The following is a 17,999-nucleotide window of genomic DNA, read 5'->3' as shown; positions in this document are numbered from 1 at the left end:
GGCTCAGGGACCGGGACCGGCTGGCTGCACGTCGGTTCGACCCCGGCCCGCCCGAGTGCCCAGCGCTCGGACGGGCCGGCCCCAACACCCCTCACTCACCCACTTCCTGGAGTGACCCATGCTCGGATTCATCCTCAGACGCCTGGTGTCCGGCGTCGTCCTCATCTTCGTGATCTCCGTGATCGCCTACTCCCTCCTCTACCTCGGCGGCGGCGACATCGCCCGCCGGATCCTCGGCCAGAGCGCCACCACCGAGACCGTCGCGAAGAAAGCGGCTGAACTCGGCCTCGACCGCCCGCTGCCGGTGCAGTACTTCGACTGGATCACCTCCGCCTTCCAGGGCGACCTCGGCCGCTCGTGGTTCACCGGCCAGCTCGTCTCCTCCGGCGTCACCGGCCGCCTCGCCGTCACCCTCTCGATCGTGCTCGGCGCGACCATCATCGCCGCGATCGTGTCCGTCATCCTCGGTGTCCTCGCCGCCCGTCGCGGTGGATGGATCGACAACGTCGTCCAGTTCATCTCCGTCATCGGCTTCGCGATCCCCAGCTTCCTCATCGCGCTCGTGCTCGTCATCACCTTCGCGATCAACCTCCGCCTGTTCAAGGCCACCGGGTACATCCCGATCACCACGTCCTTCTCCGGCTGGGTCGCCTCGGTGACATTGCCGATCATCGCCCTCGCGATCGGTGCCATCGCGACGGTCTCGCAGCAGGTGCGCGGTTCGGTCGTCGACGCGATGTCGAAGGACTACGTCCGGACGCTCCGCAGTCGCGGGCTCGGCACGGGCCGCGTCATCTACAAGCACGTGCTGCGGAACGCCGGCGGCCCGGCCCTCGCGGTCCTCGCCGTGCAGTTCATCGGCCTCCTCGGCGGCGCGGTCATCATCGAGCAGATCTTCGCCCTCCCGGGGATCGGTCAGCTCGCCGTGCAGGCCACGACTCAGGGCGACATCCCCATCGTCATGGGGGTCGTCATCGCGACGGCCATCATCGTCGTCGTCGTCAACCTGCTCATCGACCTCGCGCAGGCTGCGCTCAACCCGAAGGTGCGACTGTCATGACCGCCATCGAAACCCCCCTCACCGTCCCGACCCCGCAGGTCCGCGTCAACCTCCTGCGTCGGCTCCTCAAGCGCCCGATCGGCGCCGCGTCGCTCGTGTTCCTCGCGCTCATCGGGGTCGTCGCGATCTTCGGACCGCTCATCGCCCCGCAGGACCCGAACCTCGCGTCCCTGCAGCAGGTCCTGGCGCCACCGAGCGCCGACCATCTCCTCGGAGCGGACAGCGCCGGGCGCGACGTGTTCTCCCGTCTGCTCGCCGCCACCCAGATCAGCGTCGCCGCAGCACTCCTCGCCCTCGTCGTCGCGATCGTCATCGGGGTCGTCGCCGGGCTGATCGCCGGGTACTACCAGGGCTGGTTCGACTCCGTGTCGTCCTGGTTCACGGGCCTCATCATGGCGCTGCCCGGCATCGTCGTCCTCCTCGCCGCCCGCGCCGTCCTCGGCCCGTCGGTCTGGATCTCGATGGCGATCTTCGGCATCCTGCTCTCGCCCTCCTACTTCCGCCTCGTCTATGCGGCGGTCACGGCCGTGCGCTCGGAGCTCTACGTGGACGCCGCCCGGGTCTCAGGCCTCAGCGACCCGCGCATCATCGGCAAGCACATCCTCTCCGTCGTCCGCGCACCGATCATCATCCAGTCGGCGATCATCGCGGGTATCGCCATCGCGATCCAGTCCGGCCTCGAGTTCCTCGGTCTCGGCGACCTGTCGGTGCCGACCTGGGGTTCGATGCTGAACGACGGCTTCACGAACATCTACAAGGCACCGATCCTCATGGTCTGGCCGTCGCTCGCAATCGCACTCACCTGCATCGCGCTCACCCTGCTCGCCAACGCGATGCGCGACGAGCTCGAGCGCACCGTGTCCGTCCGTCGGCGCCGTCGCAAGATCGTGACGACGTCGAAGACGGGCTCCAACACGATCGTCACCCAGTCGATCAGCACCTCCGGGATCAGCGAGGACGAGATCGTCGGCGTCCCGCCCATCCGTCACGACGACGACGCCCGCGCCTCCGCTCGCGCCGAGGAGCTCGTCCTCAGCGTCCGCGACCTCCGCGTCGGCTACGACCAGGAGGGCGGCCGGGTCACCGAGGTCGTCCACGGCGTCGACCTCGACATCCGCAAGGGCGAGGTCCACGGCCTCATCGGTGAATCCGGCTCGGGCAAGACCCAGACGGCGTGGGGCGTCCTCGGACTCCTGCCCCGCGGCGGCCGGGTCACCGACGGCACGATCCGCTACGAGGGCACCCGACTCGACACCCTCGGGGAGCGCGAGTACACGGCCATCCGCGGCAAGCGCATCGGCTACATCCCGCAGGAGCCGATGTCGAACCTCGACCCGGCGTTCACGATCGGCAGCCAGCTCGTCGAACCCCTGCGCGTCACCCTCGGCCTGAGCAAGAAGGAGGCGACGGACAAGGCGCTCGCCCTGCTCGAGCGGGTCGGCATCCCGAACCCCAAGCGCACCTTCGCCGCGTTCCCGCACGAGGTCTCGGGCGGTATGGCGCAGCGTGTGCTCATCGCCGGCGCCGTCTCCACGGACCCGGACATCATCATCGCCGACGAGCCCACCACCGCCCTCGACGTCACCGTGCAGGCGGAGGTCCTCGACCTGTTGCGCGACCTCCAGGCGGAGCGCCACATGGCGATGCTCCTCGTGACGCACAACTTCGGGGTGGTCGCCGACCTCTGCGACCGCGTCTCGGTCATGCAGAACGGTCTCATCGTGGAGACCGGGCCGGTGCGCTCGATCTTCAACCACGCGCAGCACCCGTACACGCAGTCGCTGCTCGGCGCGATCCTCGACGAGGGTCCCGCCCGACCGGCACTCGCGACGAACCTGACAGGAGAGACCCGATGACGTCGTCACTGCTCGAGGTGAAGGACCTCGAAGTCGAGTACCCGGGCAAGGGGTTCCGTGCCCAGTCGTTCAAGGCGCTCAAGGGCGTGTCGATCGACATCAAGCCCGGTGAGACCGTCGGTCTCGTCGGCGAGTCCGGCTCCGGCAAGACCACGCTCGGTCGCGCCGTGCTGGGCCTCGCCCCGGTCACCGGCGGCAGCATCCGCTACCGCGACCAGGAGATCGGGCATTTGAAGCGCAAGGAGCGCCGAGCGCTGAGTTCGGAGATCCAGGTCGTGTTCCAGGACCCGTACTCCTCACTCAACCCCTCGCTCACGATCGAGCAGATCCTCACCGAGCCGCTCACCGTCCGCGGTGTCTCCGGTGCCGACGCCCGCAAGCGCGTCGGATCCCTGCTCGACCAGGTGCAGCTGCCGACCGGCGCAGCCTCACGGCTCCCCCGGGAGTTCTCGGGCGGCCAGCGGCAGCGCATCGCGATCGCCCGGGCGCTCGCCCTTGATCCGAAGCTCATCGTGTGTGACGAGCCGGTGTCGGCCCTCGACCTGTCGACGCAGGCGCGGGTCCTCGACCTCTTCATCGACATCCAGGAGCAGACGGGCGTCGCCTACCTGTTCATCTCGCACGACCTCGCAGTCGTCCGGCACATCAGCCACCGCGTGGCGGTCATGTACCACGGCGAGATCGTCGAGTCCGGCGACGGCGACCAGGTGACGGCGCACCCGGCCCACCCCTACACGCAGCGCCTGTTCATGGCGGCACCGATCCCCGACCCGGACCGCCAGGAGGACCGCCGGGTGGAGCGACGCCGCCTCATCGACGAGCAGCGTGCGGCGGAGTCCGCCGCCTGATCCGTCCGGATCACCACGACCGCCCGGTCGGCCGGGGCCAGGAACCTGGCCGGCCGGGCGCACCACCGGTCCCCGAGACCCACATCCGGTCCCTGAGACCCACCATCCGGTCCCTGAGCTTGTCGAAGGGCCACCCCAGAACGGACCCACATCGCATGACCATCACCACTCCCCGGCACGCCGCCACCACGAAGTCCGTCGACACCGCGGCGATCGACGCCCTCGTCGCCCGACTCGACCTCGAGGAGAAGGTCGCGCTCGTCTCCGGCGCCGACTTCTGGACCACGGTGCCGCTCGAGAAGATCGGCCTGCGCGCCATGGTCCTGTCCGACGGGCCGGCCGGCGTCCGCGGTCCGCTGTGGGACGAGCGCTCGCCGTCGATCAACCTCCCGTCAGCGACCGCGCTGGCGTCCTCGTGGGATCCGTCGCTCGCCTACCGATACGGCGCCGTCGCCGCGGCCGAGGCCCGCCGAAAGGGCGTCGACGTCGTCCTCGGCCCGACCATCAACCTCCACCGTTCCCCGCTCGGCGGGCGGCACTTCGAGGCGTTCAGCGAGGACCCGGAACTCACCGGTTCGCTCGCGGCCGCCTACGTCAGTGGCCTGCAGGACAACGGTGTCGCCGCGACCCCGAAGCACTACGTCGCCAACGACTCCGAGACCGACCGCTTCACGGTCGACGTGCATGCGAGCGAGCGTGCCCTCCGCGAGCTCTATCTCGCACCGTTCGAGCGCACGGTGGCCGAGGCCGGCACCTGGGCGATCATGAGCGCCTACAACTCCGTCGACGGCGTCACGATGAGCGAGAACGACCTCCTGGAGACGCCGCTCAACTCGGAGTGGGGCTTCGACGGCGTCGTCGTCAGCGACTGGACCGGCGTCCGCAGCCTCGGCTCGGCGCCGGCGTCCCAGGACCTCGCCATGCCCGGCCCCGCTCCCGCATGGAGCGCGGCCCTCGTCGAGGCCGTCCGCGACGGCCGCGTCGCCGAAGCCGACGTCGACCGCAAGGTCGCCCGGCTCCTCGCGCTCGCGGTCCGCGTCGGTGCCCTCGGCGAGGAAGCACTGGCGCCCGCTCCGGTCGACGGGGTCTCCTTCTCCCGCGAGGCCGAGACTGAGGGCATCGTGCTGCTCGACAACGACGGCACGCTCCCCCTCGACGCGGCCTCGCTCACCCGCGTCGCCGTCATCGGGCACAACGCCCGCGATTCGCGCACCCAGGGCGGCGGCAGTGCGACGGTCCTCCCCGAGCACACCGTCAGCCCACTCGAGGGACTCCGACTCGCGCTCCCCGAGGCGACGATCGACTACGCCGTCGGCGCGATCGTGCAGGAGGGCGTCGCCGAGCTTCCGCTCGAGCGCCTCACCAACCCGCGCACGGGTGACCCCGGTCTCGTCGCCACGTTCCTCGATGCCGACGGCGCGGAACTCTTCACCGAGGACCGCCGGTCCACCGCGCTCGTCTGGTTCGGCGGCGACGCCCCGGTCACCACGGCGTCGCAGCTCGTCCTCACCACCACGTACACGCCGGAGGCCACCGAGCAACTGCGACTCGGTTTCGCCACGGGGCTCCACGGCCGACTCTTCGTCGACGGCGTCCTCCTCGTCGACGAGCAACCCGTGGTCGTCGGGAACGACCTCGGCGCGGCGCTGCTCGCCCCGCCGTCGGCGACCGGGGCGTTCGCCGCCCAGGCCGACGTCGCCGTCGAACTCCGTGCGGAGTTCGACCTCTCCCCGAGCGAGAACGGTCTCGGCGCGATCAGCGTCACCGTCGGTCGCGCTCCCGACGACTCCGACCCCGACGCCCTCATCGCCCAGGCGGTCGAGGCGGCCCGCGCGGCCGATGTCGCCGTCGTGGTCGTCGGCACGAACTCGAAGGTCGAATCGGAGGGCTGGGACCGCAGCGACCTCACACTCCCCGGCCGTCAGGACGAGCTCGTCCGGGCTGTCGCCTCCGTGAACCCGCGCACCGTCGTGATCGTCAACTCCGGCGCCCCGGTCCTGCTCCCCTGGAGCGACGAGGTCGCCGCCGTGCTCCTCGGCTGGTTCGGCGGACAGGAGATGGGCAACGCCCTGGCCGACGTGCTGCTCGGGGTCGCCGAACCCGGTGGTCGCCTGAGCACCACCTGGGCTGCGGCGCTCGACGAGGTCCCGGTGCTCGACGTCACCCCGGTGGACGGCGTGCTCCGCTACGAGGAGGGCATCCACATCGGCTACCGCGCGTGGCTCCGCTCGGGTGCCACGCCCGCCTACTGGTTCGGCCACGGGCTCGGGTACACGAGCTGGTCCATCGACGGTGGCGAGGTCTCGGGTGACATCGCCTCCGGTGACGCCCGCGTCTCCGGGACCGCGACGAACACCGGCGACCGCGCCGGCAAGCACGTCGTCCAGGTGTACGCGGAGCGACCGGACTCCTCGGTCGACCGCCCCGTACGCTGGCTCGTCGGATCGGCCGTCGTCCGCGCGGGCGCCGGCGAGTCGGTCGCCTGGGAGGTCGCGCTGCCCGCCCGGGTCTTCGCCCACTGGGCGGACGGCTGGCAGGTCGAGCCAGGCGACGTCACCCTCCGGATCGGATCGTCCGTCGTCGACCTCGTGGACGAGCACGTCGTCACCATCGCAGCCGGGACCTCCCGATGACCGCGCACGTCGCGCGGATCGGCCGACTGCGGGCGGAGACCCGTGACGACAGCCCCGCGGTTGCGACGCCGACGCCTCGGTTGAGCTGGACCGTCGAGACCGCTGGCTCCGACTGGGTGCAGGCCTGGGCCGAGCTCCGGGACGGCAGTGGTGCCACGGCACGTGTCGAGGGCCGCGACTCCGTCCTCGTCTCCTGGCCGTTCCCACCACTCGGCCCAGACGAGGTGCGCACCGTCGAGGTCCGTGCCGCGTCGACTGCTGGGGAGGAGACACCCTGGAGCGAGCCGACCGTCGTCGAGGCCGCGTTCCTGGCCGACGGAGCCTGGACCGCCCGCTTCATCGGTCTCGCAGCGCCCGAGCGTCCTGCGCAACCGATCCGGGTGCGCCGCACCTTCACGGTCGGCGGGCCCGTCCGTCGCGCCCGGCTGTTCTGGACCGCGCTCGGTGCCGCCGAACCGCAGCTGAACGGGATGCCCGCCTCGGAAGACGTCCTCTCCCCCGGCTGGACCGCCTACGGCGACCGCCTCGTGCACGAGACCGTCGACGTCACCGCGCTCGTCGAGCCGGGTGAGAACGTCATCGCCGCGACCGTCGCCGGCGCCTGGTACACCGAGCGGTACGGGTTCTTCCAGTTCGCCGAGCGCATCTACGGCGACCAGCCACGCTTCGCCGCCCAGCTGCAGCTCGACTACCTGGACGGGACGACGGAGACGCTCGTCACCGATGCGAGCTGGTCGGCGGCAGACGGTGCCGAGCTCGTCGACAGCGGCATCTACGCCGGCGAGGCGATCGACACCACCCTGGTCGAACCCGGCTGGTCGACGACGGCGCTCGACGCGTCCACCTGGGTCCCGGCCCTCGTCGACGACGCTGCGCACCCGGTGCCGGAGGCCCGGATCGCCGCGCCCGTCCGCCGCATCGAGGAGCGCGCGGTCGCGGAGGTGCTCACCTCGCCGTCGGGCGCGACCATCCTCGACTTCGGCCAGAACCTCGTCGGCCGCCTCCGGCTCACCGTCGCCGGCCAGCGGGGCACGACGCTCACGCTCCGGCACGCCGAGGTCCTCGACGAGGGCGAACTCGCCCTGCGTCCCCTCCGCAACGCCGCAGCCACCGACCACGTCACGCTCTCGGGCGACGGCGACGGCGAACAGACGATCGAGCCGCGCTTCACCTTCCACGGCTTCCGCTACGCGCAGATCGACGGCTGGCCGGGCGCATTCGACCCGGCGTCGGTCACCGCCGTCGTCCTCCACAGCGACCTCACGCGCACGGGTTGGTTCTCCTCCTCGCACGAGCTGCTCGACCGCCTCCACGAGAACGTCGTCTGGGGCATGCGCGGCAACTTCCTGAGCATCCCGACCGACTGCCCGCAGCGCGACGAACGGCTCGGCTGGACGGGTGACCTGCAGGTCTTCGCCCCGACCGCGAGCTTCCTCTACGACAGCTCCGCCTTCCTCGACTCCTGGCTGCGCGACCTCGCGCTCGAGCAGGGACACCAGGACGGTGTCGTCCCCATGGTGGTCCCGGCCGCGCTGTCCGGATTCGCCGGCGGCGGGCCGACGGCCGCCTGGGGCGACGCCGCGACCGTCGTGCCGTGGGTGCTCCACGAGCGCTACGGCGACCTCGGGATCCTGCGCGAGCAGTACCCGTCGATGCGTTCCTGGGTGGAGGCCGTGCTCCGGGTGAGCACCGACGGTCTCTGGTCGAACACCTTCCAGCTCGGCGACTGGCTCGACCCGAGCGCGCCGCCGGACCAGCCGGCGAAGGCCAGGGTCGACTCGGACATCGTCGCGAGCGCCTATCACGCGCGATCGCTCCGGATCCTCGCCGACACCGCCGGGCTCCTCGGGGAGACGGCGGACGCGGAGCGGTACGGCGACCTGGCCGAGCGGAGTCGGGCGGCCTTCACCGCCGAGTATGTGACGCCCGCCGGCCGGATGATGTCCGACGCGCCGACCGCGTACGCCCTCGCCCTGCGGTTCGACCTCGTCGACGACCCCGCCCTGCGGCAACGCCTCGCGGACCGCCTCGCCGACCTCGTCCGCGCCGACGGTTACCGCATCGGCACCGGCTTCGTGGGGACGCCGCTCATCACCGACGCACTCGCCGACGGCGGACACCTCCGCGCGGCCGGCCGCCTCATGCTCCAGACCGAGAACCCCTCCTGGCTCTCGCCCGTCACCAAGGGCGCGACCACGATCTGGGAGCGTTGGGACAGCCTGCTCGAGGACGGCTCGGTCAACCCGGGCGAGATGACCTCGTTCAACCACTACGCGCTCGGCGCCGTCGCCGACTGGCTGCACCGCACCGTGGCCGGCCTCGCTCCCGCGGGTCCCGGCTACCGCGAACTCCGGATCGCACCGCGGCCGATCGACGGGCTCGACCACGCCGAGGCCCGACACGTCACGCCCTACGGCGAGGCGTCGGTGGCGTGGCGGCGCGAAGGGTCGTCCCTCCGGGTGTCGGCGGTCGTGCCGCCGAACACGACGGCGACGGTCGCGTTGCCGGGTGCCGCGGAGGAGACGATCGGGTCCGGTCGCCACGATTGGACGGTCGAGGTCCCCGACGCCGGCTCGAGTGCCGACGACGACATCACGCTCGGCCTCGACTCGCCGCTCTCCGAGATCATCGACCGACCGGCCGCGTACGACGCCCTCCTCAGCTCGGTGGGTGCCCACGATCAGGCCAAGGCCGACGACATCCGCCGCAGCACCCAGTGGAGTCGTGGTCGGACCGTCCGTCAGCTCCTCATGTTCACGCCGCCGTCGATGCTCGACGACGTGGACGCAGCGCTTGCTGCAGCCACTCCGGCATCAGGAGTTGCGCGATAACCCCCACTCGACTGTTCCACGTGCAACACTCGCACCGCCTGCACCAGTAGCACCCGCCGCCGACCCGCTCGGCTGATCACAGGAGATCCATGTTCGACCGCAGTTCCGCCTTCGGAGACGTCATCGAGAGCCCGGCGGGTCGCACCGTCCTCGAGCAGTTCCTGCCCGGCATCGCCGCCTCGCCGATGGCCAAGCAGTTCCGCAGCATCCGTCTCGGGCAGCTGTCGGCGATCGTGCCGGAGCTGCAGGACGATGCGGCGAAGGATCGTCTCTGGGCGGCGCTCGCACAGGTCGACGACGGTCCCGACGCCCGCGCACCCTACGGCGCCGCGATCGAGCCCGCTCCCGACTACGAGGGCCAGGACGTCCCGCGCGGCTCGGCGACCCTGACGGTCCCCGGCGACGTCCCGCAGTACGGCGTCGTCGAGATCCGGCTGGACGGGCCGTCGCACGGCAACCCGTTCGTCGACGTGGAACTCGGCGCGACGTTCACGAACGGCGCACGCGAGCTCACCGTCGGCGGGTTCTACGACGGCGACGGCCGGTACCTGGTGCGGCTGCTCGCCGAGGAGCAGGGCGAGTGGTCGTTCACCACGAGCTCGACCGCCCGATCACTCGACGGCGTCGCAGGCGCGTTCACCGTGTCGGCCGCGACGACGGGCAGCCACGGACCGGTGCGCGTGGACGGCTTCCACTTCGCCCACGCCGACGGCACCCGCCATCGCCCGCTCGGCACGACCGCCTACGCCTGGACGCACCAGCCCGAGGAACTGCAGGAGGAGACGCTCCGCGCCCTCGAAGCCGCGCCGTTCACGAAGATCCGTATGTGCGTGTTCCCGAAGTCATACCTCTACAACGCGAACGAGCCGGAGACGTTCCCCTTCGTCGGCTCACTCGCAGACGGGTTCGACCACGAGCGCTTCGACCCGGCGTACTGGGCGAACCTCGAGCGGCGCATCACCCAGCTCGGCGCGCTCGGCATCGAAGCGGACCTGATCCTCTTCCACGCCTACGACCGTTGGGGCTTCGCGGACCTCGGTCCGGCCGTCGACGAACGGTACCTCCGCTACGCCGTCCGCCGGCTCGCCGCGTTCGCGAACGTGTGGTGGTCGATGGCGAACGAGTACGACCTGCTCTGGGCGAAGACGAACGACGACTGGGAGCGGCTCGCGGCGGTCGTCGGCGCGGAGGACCCGCACGGCCACCTCAACTCCATCCACAACTGCCAGGGGTTCTACGACTACACGAAGCCCTGGATCACGCACTGCAGCGTGCAGCGCGTCGACGTCTACCGGACCGCGGAGAACACCGACGCCTGGCGCGAGCAGTGGGGCAAGCCGATCGTCATCGACGAGTGCGCCTACGAGGGCGACATCGACCAGGGCTGGGGCAACATCACCGGCGAGGAGATGGTGCGACGGTTCTGGGAGGGGGCGATCCGCGGCGGCTACGTCGGCCACGGCGAGACCTACCTCAACGACCGGGAGGAGCTGTTCTGGTCGAAGGGCGGTCCGCTCATCGGTTCGAGTCCCGACCGCATCGCGTTCCTGGAGCGCATCTCGGCGGAGTCCCCGACGGGCGTCCTCGACCCGCTCCCCGGCGACTGGGACGTGCCGTGGGGCGGGGTGGCCGGCCGGTACGTCATCGGCTACTTCGGCTTCAACCGGCCGCGGTTCCGCAACGTCTTCCTCCCCGAGGGCGAGTTCCACGTCGACGTGCTGGACACCTGGAACATGACGGTCGAGACCCTGCCCGGCACGTACACCGGTACCGTCCGGGTCGACCTGCCCGGCCGCCAGTTCATGGCGGTCCGCCTCCGCCTGGTGGAGTAGCCGAGCCGGGTACGGAGGGGCCCTGGGTGCTGAGCCACCTCCCCGGTCACGAGACCCACTCCTCCCCGGTCACGACGCCCACCCCTCCCCGGTCACTGAGCCTGTCGAAGTGCTGAGCCACCTCCCCGGTCACGACGCCCACCCCTCCCCGGTCACTGAGCCTGTCGAAGTGCTGAGCCACCTCCCCGGTCACGAGGCCCACCCCTCCCCGGTCACGAGGCCCACCCCTCCCCGGTCACTGAGCCTGTCGAAGTGCCGAGCAACCCTCCCCCGCAACCCCGTCTCCACAGCGTTGACACGTTTGTTCGGACCCTTTACTGTTGTCGGGCATTGACACAACCCCCGTTGCAACATGCGCAATCGCCCGACGACTGGAGAGCGGCCCATGGATCACGGCACCGGCACCATCCTCCCGGGCGGCGTCCTCCGCGGCACCGCCCTCACCGCCCTGCTGCCCACCTGGGTGACGGGCGGTGGCGGCGACGCCGTCATCGACCGTCTCCGGGACGACGCCATCGTCGACGAACTCGAACGCGCCTTCGCCGAGCCGCCGTTCGACGAGCGCGTCGACTGGTCCGCTGTGCGCATTGCGCAGGTGTCGCACCCCGACCTCCGCGAGCTCGTCGGCCGCAGCATCGCCGAGCTCGCCGCCGAGGCCGGTCAGTCGCCGCTCACCGTCGTCTCGGATACGCTGATCGCCGACCGGCTCACCACCCTCGTCGACCGCCCGTCCTGACCTCCACCATCCGGGACCGTTCTCAGGAGTCCTCCGGCGTGTCACCGGGTTCCCGGCCAGCCGCGCCGCAGATGTCCTGAGAACGGCCCATCAGCACTCGAGGAGAGAACCACCGATGCTTCCACTGCCCGTGTCCATCCAGCAGCACGACGGCGCCTTCACGCTGAGCGAGACGACCGGGCTCGGCGGTGACCGCCGCTTCTCGGCCGCGACCCGCTGGTTGCGCGGGGTGCTGCAGACGTCGACCGGGTTCGACCTCGACGCACGGATCGACCTGCGGACCGACAGCATCGCGTTCATCCACGACGACACCGTCGCGGCCGGCGGCTACCGGCTCGTGGTCGACGCGGACGGTGTGCGCATCGTCGCCGCCGACGCCTCCGGCGCGTTCTCCGGCGCGGTGACCCTGACCCAGCTCCTCCCCCCTGCGGTCAACCGCCGTGCGCTCGTCCCCGGCGTCGACTGGACCGTCCCGGCGACGACCATCGACGACGCCCCGCGCTTCGGGTGGCGCGGCGTCATGCTCGACGTGGCCAGGCACTTCCTCCCCACGTCCGACGTGCTGCGGTTCATCGACCTCGCCGCGCGCCACAAGCTCAACGTCCTCCATTTCCACCTCACCGACGACCAGGGCTGGCGGATCCAGATCGACGCGTTCCCGAAGCTGACCGAGGTCGGCGGGTGGCGGACCGAGAGCCAGCACGGCGCAGCACGGCACGCTCCCGGCGACGGCCGCCCGCACGGCGGCTTCTACACGAAGGACGACCTGCGCGAGATCGTCGCCTACGCCGCTGAGCGGTCCATCACGGTCGTCCCCGAGATCGACCTGCCCGGTCATGCGCGAGCGATCATCGCCGCGTACCCGGAGCTGGGCGTGCCGGATGTGGCGCAGGACGCGGACGAGCCGTCGGTGTGGACGAGGTGGGGCATCAACGAGGCGATCCTCGACATGGGCGAGGAGACGGTCGCGTTCTTCCGCACCGTGTTCGACGAGGTCATGGAGCTCTTCCCATCGACCTTCATCGGCGTCGGTGGCGACGAGGCGAAGAAGACCCGCTGGGCAGCGAGCGCTCGAACGCGAGCCCTCATGGCCGAGCGCGGGCTCGACTCCGTCGAAGCGCTGCAGGCGTGGTTCATCCGCCAGCTCGAGGCGCACCTGTCCGCCGCCGGCCGACGCCTGTACGGCTGGGACGAGATCCTCGAGGGCGGCGGATTGCCGAAGGACGCGACCGTCGCTTCATGGCGCGGCGAGTTCGGTGCGGTCGCCGCCGCACGCCAGGGGTACGACGTCATCGCCTGCCCGGACGACCGCGTCTACCTCGACTACCGCGAGTCGGAGCTGCCAGGTGAGCCGATCCCGGTCGGGCCACCGCTGACCGTCGCGGAGGTGTACACCTTCGAGCCGGTGCCGGCTGAGCTGACGGAGGCGCAGGCCGAGCACATCATCGGGGTGCAGGCGAACATCTGGACCGAGCACATGGACTCCGCCCGCGTCATCGACTACCAGGCATACCCGCGGCTGTGCGCCCTCGCCGAGGTCGCCTGGGTCGGCCGCGAGCGCGACCTCGCGGGCTTCGAGGCGCGGCTGCAGCAGCACCTCGCCCGCCTCGACGCCCTCGGGGTCGAGTACCGCCGCGCTTCGGGACCGTTCCCGTGGCAGGAGCGTCCCGACGCCGAGGGTCGGCCGTCCACCCGCGAGCAGCGGGCCGCCCTCGTGGAGGAGCTCACGAAGGACATCCGCGCCTGACGCCGGCCGGCGGGCCGTGGGCGTGCCGCCGGTCACCGAGCTACACCCAGTCCCTGAGCCTGTCGAAGGGCGGCCTCCTCAGGTGACGAGCGCGTACTCGGTCCCCGAGCGCGTGCGTTCGACGAGCTGCGCGTCGACGAGGTACCGCCGGAGCACCGCGACGTCGTCGTGGAACGCGGACAACCGCTCGTTGATCTCGGCTTCGTCGACCACCTCGCCCGGCTGGAGCGCTGATGCCGCGACGCGCTGCAACAGCGCCTGCCGCTCGTCCGGATTCGACGGGTACTGCACGATCCGACCGTCGACCAGGAAGCGGTCGATCCCTTCGCGCTTCGGCGGTGCGGCGGCCGCGAGGAGGTCCCGGAACGCCCTGCCCGAAGTGCGTCCGTCAACGTCCAGCAGGCCCACCCGAGACAACGCCTGAACGCTCTGCTCGGCTCGCCGCACAGCACGCTGGGTGGCGCCGAGGTCGGGCTCCTGCCCGAGGACGAGTTGCGCGTACACCGTCCGGGCGTCGTCGTTCGCGAGGGCGGCGGCCACTGCACGCCAGTCCGTCGTCGTCCGTTCCTCGTCCGACATGGCCCCTCCTCCTGCGGTCTACGACATCGTCCTCAACGGTACCCGCGCCGACCGGATCAGCCGATCACCCGTCCTGTCGCTGCGAGGCCGGGACGATGACGACGCTGCAGAGGTGGGTGCCCACCACCGACCACCGGCCGGCGAAGGCCCGCGGCATGGTCGAACACTCTGTCGGGCCGGCCGGCGCGACGACCCGCGCATCGAACGACCCACGAACCGGGTGGATCACCACCTCACACGCCGTGTAGTCGACCCATCGGCCGGTGAGCGGATACCACGCTTTGAAGACGCTCTCCTTGACGCTCCACAGCACTGCGCTCCACGCGACGGCCGGATGGCTCGAGGCGAGCCGCGTGAGCATGGACGCCTCACTCCCGCAGACGATCGTCGCCGCGACGGCAGGACGGACGGGCCGGTGCACCTCGACGTCGATCCCGATGGCACTCGCGACACCGACGCGACCGACGGCTGCGATCGTGAAACCGGGGCAGTGCGAGAGACTCCCGACGAAGCCGGTCGGCCAGACCGGTTGCCCGCCCTCCCCCGTCGGGATGTCCGTGGAGCGCTGGCCGAGCATCGCGAGTGCCGCCCCGGCGCAGTCGCGCGCCGAGCGGGATTCGGTGCTCCGAAGAGCCTGAGTCGGACGGGCCCCGAACGGCCCGGGTGCGGTGCCGACGGACGCCGAGACGACGACGCCCGACGGCACCTGCATCCGGAGAGCGTCGACGACCGCGGCTGCGGATTCAACCACCCGACCGACGCGGGGACGCCACGCGCGCCGCGGGGTCGGAGGCGGGGATGCCGAGCCGGAACCAGGCGACGAGCTGCTCGTCCCGGGCGATTTGCCAGCGTTCTTCGAGCATGGCTCTGGTCTCCGGACAGTCGAGCGGCGCGCTCTGGGGATGCACGTACAGGCCGTGGCGCTGGAAGCCGAGCCAGAGCCGGGTGAGCAGTCGCCCAGCGGCGAGTTCCTGTGGAGCCTCGGTGGGACTGACCACGCCGAGGACGGTGCCGGAGCCCTGGGTCGCGGAGGCCGACATCCTCGCCAACAACCCGGGCAGCCCGACGCCGCGAAGCGCGCGGAACACCCGCGGGCTGATCAGCGTCCGCAGGCCGGCTCGTTCGACCTTCGACAGCACGAGCATCGCGTCGTTGAGTCCGTCCTCGCCGTAGTCGGGGTGGCGCGGCGACAGGCGGGTCCACCGGTGGAGCTCGGCGACGATCGCCGCGTCGCCGAAGAACCACCGGTTGGCTCGGATGAGGAACGGACGGGCGTCCCGGGTCGGCATCGAGACGAGCCGGAACCCTGCACGCTCCGCCTCCGCAGCGGCCGCCGTGAGGACGTCGGGCGGAGGAGCGCCGTCCCGCCATCGCCCTCGCCAGACGCGTCGTCCACGGACGTCCGCCGAGGAGAACGTCGTCTGGTAGCCCTCCGGGTGGCGCGAGAACCGGCCGACCTCATCGGTCTCCGCGTCACCGCCGGCGGAGGCCTCGAAGCGCAGTCCGACACCGGCCGACGCCGCACAGATGAGGAGTGACTCGACGAACGCCCCGAACGACAGCATCGTGTCGCGTCCTCGCGGATCGCTCGCGCCGAGGGTGCGAGTGCGATCCCGGCGGAGGACGAGTTCGTCGCCCTGACAGTCCACGCCCCACGGCTGCGTGTTGTGGGCGTTCGCCGCACGAGCCGCCTCGGACACGAGCGCCGAGAGGTCGTCATCGGCCGACAGGCCGCTGAACCGCGCGTCCATTCAGCCCTCCGTGATCCCGATGCGACGGTGGATCGCCGCGAGCCACCGCGGCGCCCACCAGTTGTATCGTCCGGCGACGCGCATGAAGACCGGGACGAGCACGCCGCGGATCAGGATGGCGTCGATGAGGATCGCGATACCGGTACCGATGCCGAGCATCTTGATGATCGACACCCCGGAGGTCGCCATGGCGAAGAACGACACCGCGAGGATCGCCGCAGCGGCCGTGATGATCGGGCCGCTCGCACCGAGCCCGCTCCGCACCGCCTCCGCGAGATCGCCCGTGGCACGGAACCGTTCCTGGATCCGCGCGAGGAGGAACACCTCGTAGTCCATCGAGAGTCCGAAGGCGATGCAGAACAGCAGGATCGGGATCGAGATGGCGATGGGCGACGGGGTGAAGCCGAGCACGTCCGACAGGTTGCCGTCCTGGAAGAGGAACACGATGACGCCCAGGATGCCGACCAGCCCGACCACGTTCAGCACCAGCGCCTTGATCGGGAGCAGCACGCTCCCCGTGAACAGGAAGAGGATGATCAGCGTCATGAGCGCGATGGCCGCGGCGGCGAACGGCAGACGCGCCGAGATGGAGTCACCGATGTCGATCATCTGCGCCGCGAGGCCACCGACCAGGACGGTCGAGCCGGCTCCAGGGTCCACCGCACGGACGTCGCGGACGAGCTCCGAGCCCTCGGGCGAGTACGGGACGACGTCGGTCGCGACCTGCAGCCAGAGCGCCGAACCGTCGCGGAAGTGCTGCTCCGTCCGCGCGTCGGCCGGGACGACGAGGCGTCCGTCGACGAAGCTGCCGAGGGACGTCGTGACGGCCTCGACGCCCGCGATCGAGGAGAGTCCGGTGGCGTACTCCTCGAGCTCGCGGTCCGTCCCCGCCCAGTCCTCGGTGACGACGGAGACGGCGTCCGCCTCGGCGACGTCGAAGTCGGACCGCATGATGTCCGCCACGACACGACTCTCGGCGTCGGCGGGGAGCACTCGTTCGTCGGGTACCCCGAACTCCGCGTGCGCGAACGGCGCGGCCATGGCGATGAGCAGCGCGATCACGGGCACTGCCAACCACGGACGGCGATACGCGTGGTCGCCCACCCGGTACCAGAATCGACCCTCGGCCCCGGCCGGGCGCCGCGAGCGCAGACGGCCCCAGTCGATCCGGCGCCCCAGGAGGGTGAGGGCTGCGGGCAGCAGGACGACCGCGCCCACCACGGAGCAGGCCACGATGACGAGTCCGGCGATGGCGAACGAGCGCAGGAAGTACTGGTCGAACAGCATCAGCGTGGCGAGCGCCGCGGCGACGACGACGCCGCTGAACACGATGGTCCGGCCGGTCGTCCGCCGAGCGATCCGCAACGCCTCCTCGTCGGTGGCTCCGCCCGAGCGTTCGTCCCGATAGCGGGTGAGGAACAGCAGGCAGTAGTCGATGGCGAGTCCGAGGCCCAACGCGGTGACGAGGTTGACTGCGAACAGGGAGACCGAGGTGAGCTGCGCGACCACGTTCAGCAGGCCGAGGGAACCGAGGATCGTGACGCCCGCGACGCCGACGGGCAGCAGCGCGGCCACCACACCGCGGAACGCGAAGAACAGCAGCACGAGGGTGATCGGGATGGCGATCGTCTCCGCGACGATGATGTCCGTCTTGACCTGCGCGTTCAGGTCGTCGTTGATCCCCGCGATGCCGCCGAACCGGACCGTGGCCGACGTCACCTCCTCGGTGATCGTCCCGCGGAGCGCGGTGGTCGCGCGTTGCACGGTGTCCTCGTCTCCGGCGAGCGCCACGAGCACGACGCCGCGGTCGGTGTCGCTCCGCAGCTGCTCCGAGTCGGCGTAGGAGCCGGTGACGCTGGCGCCGTCCACATCGTCAACAGCGCCGACGATGTCGTCGAGCGCCTCCCTGCCGGCGGCGCTGTCGAGTCCGTCGGAGACGTCCACGACGAGGACGAGTTTCGGGTCGCTGCCGGGGAACCGGTCGGCGAGCACGTCCGCTGCAGCCACGGAGTCGGACTGCGGGTCGTCGAACCCGCCCGTCTTGAGGTTGTCGAGGACGTCGGCCCCCGCGATGCCCGCCACGATCGCGAACACCAGGCCGATCAGGAGCGTGATCACCGCCCGTC

General features: G+C 70.9%; 12 protein-coding genes. 8 read left to right on the top strand and 4 right to left on the bottom strand.

Annotation, left to right across the window (positions count from 1 at the left end):
- Positions 1 to 118: 118 nt before the first annotated feature.
- From ACLIME_RS15070 to ACLIME_RS15035, 8 genes are all read left to right on the top strand, one after another.
- Entirely contained in the window at positions 119 to 1,060 is a 942-nt protein-coding gene (locus ACLIME_RS15070; RefSeq protein WP_079704501.1) for an ABC transporter permease, read from the top strand.
- Positions 1,057 to 2,916: a dipeptide/oligopeptide/nickel ABC transporter permease/ATP-binding protein gene (locus ACLIME_RS15065; protein WP_124768000.1), complete on the top strand. Its 1,860-nt coding sequence runs from the start codon at positions 1,057 to 1,059 to the stop codon at positions 2,914 to 2,916. The genes ACLIME_RS15070 and ACLIME_RS15065 overlap by 4 nt, the downstream gene beginning before the upstream one ends.
- Positions 2,913 to 3,764, top strand: a complete 852-nt coding sequence (locus ACLIME_RS15060; RefSeq protein ID WP_064295413.1) for an ATP-binding cassette domain-containing protein — start codon at positions 2,913 to 2,915, stop codon at positions 3,762 to 3,764. The genes ACLIME_RS15065 and ACLIME_RS15060 overlap by 4 nt, the downstream gene beginning before the upstream one ends.
- Before the next feature lie 155 nt (positions 3,765 to 3,919).
- Positions 3,920 to 6,397, top strand: a complete 2,478-nt coding sequence (locus ACLIME_RS15055) for a beta-glucosidase family protein (RefSeq protein WP_411557409.1) — start codon at positions 3,920 to 3,922, stop codon at positions 6,395 to 6,397.
- Positions 6,394 to 9,228, top strand: coding sequence for a family 78 glycoside hydrolase catalytic domain (locus ACLIME_RS15050; RefSeq protein ID WP_411557408.1), 2,835 nt, complete (start codon positions 6,394 to 6,396; stop codon positions 9,226 to 9,228). The genes ACLIME_RS15055 and ACLIME_RS15050 overlap by 4 nt, the downstream gene beginning before the upstream one ends.
- Before the next feature lie 89 nt (positions 9,229 to 9,317).
- Positions 9,318 to 11,060, top strand: a complete 1,743-nt coding sequence (locus tag ACLIME_RS15045; protein ID WP_411557407.1) for a DUF5605 domain-containing protein — start codon at positions 9,318 to 9,320, stop codon at positions 11,058 to 11,060.
- Positions 11,061 to 11,445: 385 nt separating this feature from the next.
- A complete protein-coding gene (locus ACLIME_RS15040) occupies positions 11,446 to 11,796 on the top strand; it encodes a hypothetical protein (RefSeq protein WP_079704496.1) in 351 nt (116 codons plus the stop codon).
- A 115-nt stretch (positions 11,797 to 11,911) separates the two neighbouring features.
- Positions 11,912 to 13,543 (top strand): beta-N-acetylhexosaminidase, encoded by a 1,632-nt coding sequence (locus tag ACLIME_RS15035; RefSeq protein WP_411557406.1) that lies wholly within the window; start codon positions 11,912 to 11,914, stop codon positions 13,541 to 13,543.
- Between the two features lie 78 nt (positions 13,544 to 13,621).
- Here ACLIME_RS15035 and ACLIME_RS15030 read toward each other — a convergent pair whose 3' ends face one another.
- From ACLIME_RS15030 to ACLIME_RS15015, 4 genes are all read right to left on the bottom strand, one after another.
- The gene (locus ACLIME_RS15030; protein ID WP_411557405.1) at positions 13,622 to 14,122 is read right to left on the bottom strand and encodes a DUF2087 domain-containing protein; all 501 of its coding nucleotides are present in this window, start codon (positions 14,120 to 14,122) and stop codon (positions 13,622 to 13,624) included.
- A gap of 64 nt (positions 14,123 to 14,186) precedes the next feature.
- Positions 14,187 to 14,873, bottom strand: coding sequence for a 4'-phosphopantetheinyl transferase family protein (locus ACLIME_RS15025; RefSeq protein WP_411557404.1), 687 nt, complete (start codon positions 14,871 to 14,873; stop codon positions 14,187 to 14,189).
- Positions 14,866 to 15,873 carry a hypothetical protein gene (locus tag ACLIME_RS15020; RefSeq protein ID WP_411557403.1) on the bottom strand — a complete coding sequence of 336 codons (1,008 nt, stop codon included), beginning with the start codon at positions 15,871 to 15,873 and terminating at the stop codon, positions 14,866 to 14,868. The genes ACLIME_RS15025 and ACLIME_RS15020 overlap by 8 nt, the downstream gene beginning before the upstream one ends.
- Positions 15,874 to 17,991: an MMPL family transporter gene (locus tag ACLIME_RS15015; protein ID WP_411557402.1), complete on the bottom strand. Its 2,118-nt coding sequence runs from the start codon at positions 17,989 to 17,991 to the stop codon at positions 15,874 to 15,876.
- Positions 17,992 to 17,999 lie beyond the last annotated feature (8 nt).

Source organism: Plantibacter sp. MPB07, from assembly GCF_046619465.1.
Lineage (GTDB): Bacteria > Actinomycetota > Actinomycetes > Actinomycetales > Microbacteriaceae > Plantibacter > Plantibacter auratus.
The sequence above is the reverse complement of the archived record's forward strand: the minus strand, read 5'-3'. Positions and strand labels throughout refer to the sequence as shown.

What these genes read in the sequence shown, in the direction of transcription:
- ACLIME_RS15020 (WP_411557403.1), bottom strand. Translation starts at nt 15,873, where the DNA reads ATGGACGCGCGGTTCAGCGGCCTGTCGGCCGATGACGACCTCTCGGCG.
- ACLIME_RS15035 (WP_411557406.1), top strand. Translation starts at nt 11,912, where the DNA reads ATGCTTCCACTGCCCGTGTCCATCCAGCAGCACGACGGCGCCTTCACG.
- ACLIME_RS15060 (WP_064295413.1), top strand. Translation starts at nt 2,913, where the DNA reads ATGACGTCGTCACTGCTCGAGGTGAAGGACCTCGAAGTCGAGTACCCG.
- ACLIME_RS15030 (WP_411557405.1), bottom strand. Translation starts at nt 14,122, where the DNA reads ATGTCGGACGAGGAACGGACGACGACGGACTGGCGTGCAGTGGCCGCC.
- ACLIME_RS15065 (WP_124768000.1), top strand. Translation starts at nt 1,057, where the DNA reads ATGACCGCCATCGAAACCCCCCTCACCGTCCCGACCCCGCAGGTCCGC.
- ACLIME_RS15045 (WP_411557407.1), top strand. Translation starts at nt 9,318, where the DNA reads ATGTTCGACCGCAGTTCCGCCTTCGGAGACGTCATCGAGAGCCCGGCG.
- ACLIME_RS15040 (WP_079704496.1), top strand. Translation starts at nt 11,446, where the DNA reads ATGGATCACGGCACCGGCACCATCCTCCCGGGCGGCGTCCTCCGCGGC.
- ACLIME_RS15055 (WP_411557409.1), top strand. Translation starts at nt 3,920, where the DNA reads ATGACCATCACCACTCCCCGGCACGCCGCCACCACGAAGTCCGTCGAC.
- ACLIME_RS15050 (WP_411557408.1), top strand. Translation starts at nt 6,394, where the DNA reads ATGACCGCGCACGTCGCGCGGATCGGCCGACTGCGGGCGGAGACCCGT.
- ACLIME_RS15070 (WP_079704501.1), top strand. Translation starts at nt 119, where the DNA reads ATGCTCGGATTCATCCTCAGACGCCTGGTGTCCGGCGTCGTCCTCATC.